This is a genomic window from Aestuariivirga sp. (genome assembly GCF_037139295.1).
Classification (GTDB): domain Bacteria; phylum Pseudomonadota; class Alphaproteobacteria; order Rhizobiales; family Aestuariivirgaceae; genus Aestuariivirga.
Window position 1 is genome coordinate 1 of the sequence record NZ_JBAXGR010000188.1, and the last position, 3,816, is coordinate 3,816.

The following is a 3,816-nucleotide window of genomic DNA, read 5'->3' on the forward strand; positions in this document are numbered from 1 at the left end:
ACCCATCCGCCGACGCATCAAACGTCTTGCAAAGACCATCGGGCGACAGCATGCGGCCATTCGAAAAAAGAATAAATCCAGATGGGCTCAACAGCATGTTGACGCCCCCAGCCAAGGCTAATTCTACCTTCCCCTGACGAATTGCGTCACAGGCCTGATCCACAGCGACCAGAGAAGAAGAACATGCTGTATCGACTGCGATGGCAGGTCCCTCAAGCCCAAGCGCAAAGGAGATGCGTCCAATGGCAGTACTTCCTGCACTCCCAGTGGCAGCGTAGATCGACATAACGTCAGAGGCAGCCGTAGAGGCCATCAGCTCGCGATAATCGCTGCCGCTAAACCCGATATACACTCCGGTTCGAGAGCCTGCCAAACCACTGGGATTATAGCCCGCATGCTCCAGTGCCGTCCAAGCTGTCTCTAGGAGAATGCGCTGCTGCGGATCCAGCAGTCGCGCTTCAACAGGCGCTATACGGAAAAATTCCGCATCAAACCGGTCGACGCCCTCCATGAACCCGCCATGCCGCGTGACCATCTTGCCCGATACCTCAGGATCCGGATCGTAATAGGCATCAACATCCCAGCGTTCCTTCGGAATTTCACTTATCGCGTGCACGTCATTCAAAAGCAGCTGCCAGTACGCCTCAACGTCGTCAGCGCCAGGAAAACGGCCAGCCAATCCGATCACCGCTACAGCGTCATCGTCTGCTCTGACGACAGAGCGAGGTGTCGGATTCTTAACACCCACCTTTGCCACTCCCGACTTGGCCATCCGAAAGTTGTCATGGATGTAGTCGGCTAGCTTGTTCAGCGATGGATAATCAAAGGCAAGCGTATTGGGTAGCTCAACCGCCGATCCGAAAGCCTTTTCGAGGCGGTTGCGGAGCTCAACCGCCATCAGGCTATCCATGCCAAGTTCGAAGAACCCAATCGTCGGATCAGGCGGCAACCCCAGGCCAAGAACCGCCTGCAATTCACCCTGCAGGAACGATATCAGCAAGCTCCTGCGCTGATGATCGGAAGCACCCTTTATCTTGTCAGCAAGGTGTATGTGTGCCGCCGGAACCGAAACGTCGGCCGATGCGACGAGGCCAGAAAACCGCATCGGCAGATTTTCGAATTGCCGGGCAAGCACTGTCCAGTCTGCCGGAATGATTACCGTGGCCGGACGGTTAGCATGGATCAGGGCATCGAACGCCTGCATGCCAACCTGCGGCGTGATCCAGTCGAAACCCGTAGCCGAGAAACGAGATCCGATGCGACCGCGCTGCTCTTCGGCTTCTCCAAGGCCCGACCAAGGTCCCCAAGCCATTGCCTGGCCGACAAGGCCCAGGCTGCGACGATGGAGCGCGAGTTGATCAAGAAAGGCATTCGCTGCCGCGTGATTGGTCTGGCCAGCATTGCCGAGTACTCCAGCCGCACTCGAGAACAGCACGAAGAGATCAAGATCAAGGCCCAGCGTAGCCTCATGCAGATGCCAAGCGCCCTTGACCTTAGGGGCCAGCACCTGCTCGAATCGTCTTCTGTCTTGATTAGCCAACGCAGCATCACTCATTATTCCAACGGAATGGATCACTCCGCCAAGGGGCGGCAGCGTGGCGTCGATCCGAGCCAGCATCGCCCCTACAGCCTCCGAATCCGTGACATCAGCGAGCATCACCTCGATGCGCACGCCCCCCGCGCGCAGCCTACAGATCTCGGCGAGAGCTTCTTCATCCGGCTCGCGGCGCCCGTTCAGCACAATGGTGCCGACCTCGTGTTCCGCTAGCCAACTAGCTACCTTGAGCCCAATGCCCCCAAAACCGCCAGTCACCAGCACGGTGCGGTCCGGCCGCAAACGAGGACTGCGCGGCGGCGTGAGCACGATCTTGCCGACGTGGCGCCCAGATGCCATGAACCGCATCGCCTCGGAGATCTCGGAAAGTGGATAGGCGTTGAAAGGTAATGGTGAGATTTCGCCTTTTTCGAGTCGCTCTACAACAGTCCGCAGAGCATCGCGAACCATGCCAGGCGCATCAACCATAAGCGCATCAACGGCGAGAATGTGATAGTCCACGTCTTCCCGTGATAAGGCCATCCGCTCTCGGGTCCAGATATCACGCTTACCGATCTCGATGAAGCGGCCACGACGCGCGAGGCAGGACAGCGAGGCCTCTATAAAGCCAACCCCCGTTAGGCTGTTGAGGACGACATCAACCCCGACGCCGCCAGTGGCAGACAACACCTCACGGGCAAAGCTGGTCGTGCGGCTGTCAAAGACATGCTCGACGCCAAGATTCCTCAAGAACCCACGCTTGCCGTCACTTGCGGTGGCGATCACCTCGGCCCCCAGCGCTCTTGCGAGTGCAATCGCCGCTAGGCCCACGCCGCCTGCCCCCGCATGCACCAGAACCCGATCACCAGCCCTGAGACCGGCCAGCCGGAACGCAAGCTCCACCGTCACGGAGGTACTAGGAAGCGTCGTTAGTGCTGCCGCTGTGTACCCAGCCGGGGCGAGCGTAACGAAATCTGCAAGTGTCACGGTTTCAGGGGCGAAAGTCCCGACCCCCAGCCCCAAAACCAAATCGCCAAGCTGCACAGCATGAACATCCGGCCCGCACCCGATCACCCGGCCGCAGAACTCACAGCCAAGCCCATGGGAGTTGCCAAGGGATGCGCCAAGGGCAATCAAAACATCACGAAAATTGAGTGCAGTGGCCTCGACACGGACACGCACCTCGCCGGGGCCCAGTTCGCGGGGCATCACTGATCTCGCCTGAAGACTGTCGATCAGTCCGTCATCGCCACGCACCAGTTGCCAGTGCGACCCCTGCGGCAGCGAAAGCATGCTGCTTTTACTGGCCGATGCGAGACGGTTGGCGAGACGGATGTTGTTTCGGAAGGCTGTTTCGGTTTCCTTGTCGGGATCAAGGAGGATGTTGATGAGACTTGGGGGGAGAGGCTCTCCTCCCTCAACCGCGCTTCGCGCGTCGAGATCGATGAGCCGGGGGGCCAGTTGCGGGACTTCCTGGGCGAGGCTGCGGGCGAAGCCCCACAGCGGTGCGCCAGAGAGGCCCGGCGCGGGCTCATGGCCGGTCACGATAGCCTGGCGCGTGAGGAAGCTCACGCCCTTGCGCGGGGACTGGCCCGCCTCCTGCAGCGCCTGGCTCAGGGCCAGCGCGCTGGCCGTGAGACGCTCCGCATCGGGCCAGAGCTCTGCACCTGCCGCGCCAATCGCTTCGCCATGCACCACTCCATCCAGACGCATATCCTCGGGTAGCGCCGCGATCAGCGCCCGCCAGGCATCGCGGCGCGCCGGCTCGGCAAAGGCCTGACGCACACCCGGCGCAAGCGGCTCTTCCGCCACCTCGCCCGCCGGATCAACCCAGATCACCTGCTGGTTCCGCGCGGCAAGTCCCGTGGCCAGCGCACGGCCGTCGTCCCCGGGCGCTAATACCAGCCAGAGGCCATGGGGCTCTTCCACCACAGAAGGCGCCTGCGCAACGATCACGCCCTGCGACGTGTCCTCCACCATCGCGCCGTCCGCCGCGATCACGGCCGCGCCATGGAAACCGCTGACCGACAGCACAGACCGCCAGCTGGATGCGCCCATCAACGCATGATCGGCACGCCACCTGTCTTCAAAGCACCACCATCCCTCCAGCAACCCGAAGGTCAGGTCCAGCCAGCCCTGGGGCTTCAACCCCTCAAGGGCAACCAGAATGCCCGAAGGCGCAAGCAGCCTGCGGCAATGTCCAAGGCTTGCCTCGATATCGCGCGTAGCATGCAGCACATTGGCCGCGATCACCAGGTCATAGCCATGCGCGGCAAAGCCCT

The 3,816-nt window shown here is 61.2% G+C and carries 1 protein-coding gene; it reads right to left on the minus strand.

Annotation, left to right across the window (positions count from 1 at the left end; all coding sequences use genetic code 11):
• Positions 1-3,816, minus strand: a 3,816-nt coding sequence (locus tag WCJ41_RS20515; RefSeq protein ID WP_336907694.1) for an SDR family NAD(P)-dependent oxidoreductase, incomplete at both ends; no start/stop codon positions are given.